Source organism: Burkholderia lata (assembly GCF_902499335.1).
Lineage (GTDB): Bacteria > Pseudomonadota > Gammaproteobacteria > Burkholderiales > Burkholderiaceae > Burkholderia > Burkholderia lata_B.
Map to the genome: position 1 here is coordinate 1 of NZ_CABVQK010000037.1, position 4,981 is coordinate 4,981.

At 61.1% G+C, this 4,981-nt stretch carries 5 protein-coding genes and 1 pseudogene; 5 read left to right on the top strand and 1 reads right to left on the bottom strand.

The window, feature by feature from the left end:
- Positions 1-142 precede the first annotated feature (142 nt).
- From BCO18175_RS40260 to BCO18175_RS40280, 5 genes and pseudogenes are all read left to right on the top strand, one after another.
- Positions 143-1,012 (top strand): hypothetical protein, encoded by an 870-nt coding sequence (locus tag BCO18175_RS40260; protein ID WP_174989369.1) that lies wholly within the window; start codon positions 143-145, stop codon positions 1,010-1,012.
- 472 nt (positions 1,013-1,484) lie between these two features.
- Positions 1,485-2,312, top strand: coding sequence for a hypothetical protein (locus BCO18175_RS40265; protein ID WP_174989371.1), 828 nt, complete (start codon positions 1,485-1,487; stop codon positions 2,310-2,312).
- A 213-nt stretch (positions 2,313-2,525) separates the two neighbouring features.
- Positions 2,526-3,704 (top strand): PIN domain-containing protein, encoded by a 1,179-nt coding sequence (locus BCO18175_RS40270; RefSeq protein ID WP_174989373.1) that lies wholly within the window; start codon positions 2,526-2,528, stop codon positions 3,702-3,704.
- Positions 3,705-3,771: 67 nt separating this feature from the next.
- Complete coding sequence (locus BCO18175_RS40275; protein ID WP_174989375.1) at positions 3,772-3,963, top strand: hypothetical protein; 192 nt, start codon at positions 3,772-3,774, stop codon at positions 3,961-3,963.
- 164 nt (positions 3,964-4,127) lie between these two features.
- Positions 4,128-4,427: pseudogene (locus tag BCO18175_RS40280) on the top strand (integrase); the annotation flags it as partial.
- A 230-nt stretch (positions 4,428-4,657) separates the two neighbouring features.
- Here the strand turns inward: BCO18175_RS40280 and BCO18175_RS40285 are convergent.
- Positions 4,658-4,981 (bottom strand): transposase (locus BCO18175_RS40285; protein WP_174989377.1); only part of this gene is annotated, 324 nt, incomplete at its 5' end.

A 4,981-nucleotide genomic window follows, 5' to 3' on the forward strand; every position in this document is an offset into this window, starting at 1 on the left:
AAATCGGCAGCATGATTGCCTCGGCCGCTCCACTTAAAAATCTCAGAAAACTGTCCGAACGAGTGAGGCCACCTCTGCCCGCCTGGCAAGGGCTGCCGATGGGCCAACCACGGGTCAATCAACTGGAAGGCTCGCGTGCAATATGACGAACAAAAAGTACGACAGCTACACACAACTTACGATCCACACCGAGCAGACAATCCAAGAACTCATGGACCGGGCCGAGAAGCTGCCCAAGGCGCAGCGACAACGACATGTCGCCATGGCCCACGGAGCTTTGTCCCTGTGGCAGCGTCTTGTCGAAGGGCTCTCCGAACTGTCCTCCCCTCGTCATGTCGATTGTGTGTTGGGCGATCATCAGCGCCTGAAGACACTGATTCGCCGTTCGCCGGCGCCAACTGTACCCAAATCCAACGCCCATCTCGGAGGCATGCCACCGACGCCGCGGACGTACGGGCGGCACTGGCATCGCGTGCAGCGGTCCGTTCGTCGCGTACTTGGGCCGTCGTTCGGAACGCGCCTGCCCGGCGATGAGATGGACTGGCACGAAATGTGGGAAGACGTCGCGACCGCCACCTTCATCCATCTTCACCAGTTGAAGGACTGGTTTCCCGAACCGGTAAACGAGCAGGCCAACGACTACATCAACGAACATAGGCATCTGCAAATCTGCGCCGATCTGGCAAATACCGCCAAGCATGCGTGGCTCGATCCGAACCGGGGTGGTGCCCGTGCGAACGAAATCGTAGACAGAGGTGGTCCAGTAATTACGATCCCGCTCGGCCGCCAAGCTCCGGGGATTACACAGACAGCAACCGTTGAGATTCGCATCGCTATTGACCGTGGCGGTGAGAGAACGCACCTGTCTGCAGTAGATCTGGTCCGAACGTGTTTTGGACTCTGGCGGCAGTTCATTGTGGAGCGTGTCGCAGCCGGGGAGCTGGACAATGTTGAGTATGGAAGCGTCTGGATCAACGAAGGGGGGCACCTGCGGTTGAGGGACACGCGGTGAAATATAGCTTGACCCCTAGCCGGCCACGCACGATACGCTCGGTATGATGCTCGCACATCTGCTGGCCAGCGGCGCGACGCTGATCGCGTGTGGCGCCACGATTGGGGTTGGATGTCGCGCCGAGCGTGGCTACGGCAGGAGTGGATGCCTGACATGGCATTACGGTGCCTGGCTCGTGTTCATACCGTGTTTTACCGAGCGCACCTTGGCGGCTCGACGAACCGACGCCGCACGGATACTACGGTATGCCGGGCATCAACGCGCGCACGGATGTGCTGTTCTTCGGTGAGGGAGCTTGGCTCTAGGCGATCAGACTGGCATCGAACGGCGCCGGCGGCCTCGTCTCGATGAAGGGTTCCAGAGGCAGATGCGCGCCGATCGGGCATCATTGTCGTGAACCGAGTGACCGGTGCTCGGTCACCGATCGATCTTCTTCGGAATGGCCGTAAGTCGAAGCCATAGGAGGCGTTCAATGCCAGTTCATATTCCAGTTGGAGCTCTCTCGCGATTTCTTGGCTGGGCATTCGATCGGTTGACTCAACGCATCATGCGGCCGACTTACGAGTGGTCCCATGAAAAATGGGAGCAGCGTGAACGATTGGGCTCATGGTGGTACTCGTTGGGCGACCATGTCGAGTACACAATTCGAGTTGCGACGCTAGTCGATCCGGAATCTTATAGTTCTCAGATTGCATTCCGCTCACCTAAGGCGGAGTTGGACCAGCTCGATCTGGTGTTCGACGCTTTCGGTAGTGGTGTCCGCTACCAACATCAAATATCCATTAGCGGATTGGACGGACGTCCCGTAGTCCACACGCTCACGCATGTTCCGCGCGATGACTTCCTGGATCACATCAAGGAGGGGATTTTCTTCTCGGTCGAGTCGTACAAGATCACGAACTGTCGCATCAGATTGCATAGCGGCGAAACAATCAATGTAGAGGATTCCAAAACGATGCATCTAGATCACGACTGGATACTCAATGGAAAATGGGTGACACGTTGGGGGCGGACATTCAACTGCAATGCAATCGACTGGGCGAAACGCGACATACAACTCTATTGGAAATTTGGGTTCGGTCGGCCGAAAGTCATTGTTTTCTCAGCTGACCCGTCGCGCTGTACCCGCATAACTGCGTGGCGAAGGCTTGCCATCGCATTGGGTCAGGTCATGGGATCCCACTGGTTGGTGACGGTCCAATTTTGGCTCGCCATATGGTCGGGCCTCTATGTGCTGAATGAGGATGAACGTTTGCAGCGGAGATGGAGGCGTGACGGCGATGACGAGGACGCGTCGTGAGAAGCCTGCTTATCAGATGGGTGATTCATGGTACCTGGCTATACTTGCTCCTGACCCTTGATCAGCGGGGGAGAGCGGCCCTCGCCCGCCATCGGCCTGTGCCACGCCGCTTCCGATCGCGGCGCGGCCCCGTGTTATGCCTGACGCTTTCCTGTATTGCGACACACGCCCCGAGGTTGCCGTCCGCCCGACCTTCACCACCAGGAAACCGCCATGGACCCCCGGATCCACGACCTCATCGAAGCCAAGCAGATCAAGGCGATTGCGCTCGATACCTCGATCTTCGACGCGCAGCAGCGGCGCCTCGAGGACGGCCTGCTGCGACGGGTCGAGCAGTTCCGGTCCAGCCCAAATGTGCGGGTCTTGATCCCGGACGTGGTGCAGCGCGAACTCACCGCTCACCTCACGCGTGATGCGGCCGAGGCCCGAACCGCCTTGCTGCGCGCGACCCGCGCGCCCGCGCTGGCGGACGTGTTGCCGATCGAGACCATCGCGCAATTGCGGGCTACCGCAGCGCAAGCGATGGAGCCGGGCGTGGCAGCCGCTGCGAGGCTGACGCACTGGCGCGAACGCACGGATGCTACGGTGCTCGACGTCGCTGCGCGCGTCGACCTGCGCACACTGTTCGACCGGTATTTCGCCGCGCACCCACCGTTTGCCGACGCGGGTGACAAAAAGCACGAATTTCCCGATGCTGCGGCGTTGCTCGCGCTCGAACACTGGGCCGACGAGCACTCGACCGGGATTCTCGTGGTGTCGAGCGATGGGGACTGGCAACGCTTCTGTGCGGAGTCCACGCGGCTTTACTGGACGCCAGACCTTAGCGATGTGCTCGGCGCGTTCCAGGACGAGACTGCGCGGTTTGCCGCGCGGCGTCTGGCCGAGCTGTCGCGGCCGGGCGGGCCACTGAATCTGGCGGATGCCTTGTTCCGGGCGCTTAGTGCGCAAAGCGGCGCGATTGATGTGCAGGTCGAGGCCCGATCCGATTTCCCGTACGGCTTGAGAGACGTTATCGACATGCAGCGCGTCGCGCTCCCGACGCTGGAGGTGGCCTTGAACGAGTTTGAAGCGGTGGACTACGGGGACGGCGCTGTCACCGTCGCCGTGCACTGCACGGCCCATGGACGGATCACCATCGTTTGTGCGTTCGGCGCCTGGCACGGTGACGGTCCCGACGGAACTTACGTTGAGCTCGGTACCCGGATATTCACCATCGACGCCGCCATCCCGATCCGTGCACTGGTGACGCTGACGGGCGATATCCCCAACCGGATGACGATCGGCGCGGTGGAAATCCTTCCGGCGGTCTATCGGGTGGAGCTAGGCGAGATCGGGCCGGATTGGCAATCCCTACTGGGCGATAACCTGACCCCGCCTCGTGCGCTCGGCTGATTCCGGCGCAATGCTGCCGGGGGGCCTGTCCGCGCAACGGCAATGACCAACCCAATCGAGAACAACTATGGCTGCATCGGATATAGCAACGATCGTGGCGCAAGCGCAGGCAACTTGGCTCACTCCAGCAGCGCTCGGCGCCCTGGGTGGCGCATTGATCACCGCCGGGGCGGGCTTGATGAGCCAACACCTCGCCCGGCGCCATGAGACCGCAAAAATCGCAGAACAGCGCGCGTACGAGCATGCGAAGCTCGCATGAGCTTCGGCGTGATCTAGACCTTCCGGAATCGGCGTACCTGAAGGCATGGCAGCGACATTTCGACGCCGCTTTCGCCAAGCTTCAACGGGAGTATGACCGCGATCCGACGGAATACCCGCTGATGCCAGAAATCGAAGCCCGGCTGACGTCGTTGTCACAGCCGATTGCGGGGCGCTGACGTGGCCCCGCTGCGCCTGACGCCCGCCCACTTCGCGTTGTACCGCGCGTACCTCGAAGGGCTCGACGAAGCGACGCTGCACGCGCACTACGGCGCGCCGGGCACCGACCTGCGCGTCACGCTGACGATCGCCGCGCGTCGTGCGCGCGACATCGATGCCGCGCACCTGCTGCGCCTGAAACCGGGCAGTCCGCCGCGCGACGCGCATGCGGGGGGCGCCGAGGGTGGTGCGGTGGATCCGGACGCGTTCTACAGCGAGCGCGAGCTCGTCGCGCTCTATGTCGAGGCCTAGCCGATGCGTCAATGCCGCGAGCAAACCGAGGTGGATGTACTGGATCAGTGCGCAAGTTCGTTAGACTTGCCGGATACATGTCTACGGCGTCGACGTCGCATTGGGAATTCGGTCTATGAACATCTCCTCGGTCAATTGGATTGCAGCCTACAACCGTCTCTTTATCCTCTGGGACAAGGTGGGCGAATCAACCTACAGAAGTGGCCCTAACTTTCTTAGAAACGCTAACAGAATGATTTTTGAAGGTGCCTCCAGCAAATGATGCAGGCGGCGATTTTCATGAACGCCTCGTGTATGGCGGCGAGGCGCTCGAACCGAATGCGCAGGCGTCTGAAGTTGTGCAGCCACGCGAAGGTGCGCTCGACGACCCACCGGGTCTTGCCAAGGCCGCTGCCGTGGGGTTCTCCACGGCGTGCGATCTGCGTAGCAATACCGGCAGCGTGCAGGGGCTTGCGATATTTGTCGTGGTCATAACCGCGATCGGCCTGCACGATGACGGGCTTTGACAGAGGCCGCCCCCGCTTGCCCCGAATGGGCGGAATGGCCTC

Coding starts and splice junctions, on each gene's coding strand:
- BCO18175_RS40260 (WP_174989369.1), top strand. CDS start 143: ATGACGAACAAAAAGTACGACAGCTACACACAACTTACGATCCACACC.
- BCO18175_RS40265 (WP_174989371.1), top strand. CDS start 1,485: ATGCCAGTTCATATTCCAGTTGGAGCTCTCTCGCGATTTCTTGGCTGG.
- BCO18175_RS40270 (WP_174989373.1), top strand. CDS start 2,526: ATGGACCCCCGGATCCACGACCTCATCGAAGCCAAGCAGATCAAGGCG.
- BCO18175_RS40275 (WP_174989375.1), top strand. CDS start 3,772: ATGGCTGCATCGGATATAGCAACGATCGTGGCGCAAGCGCAGGCAACT.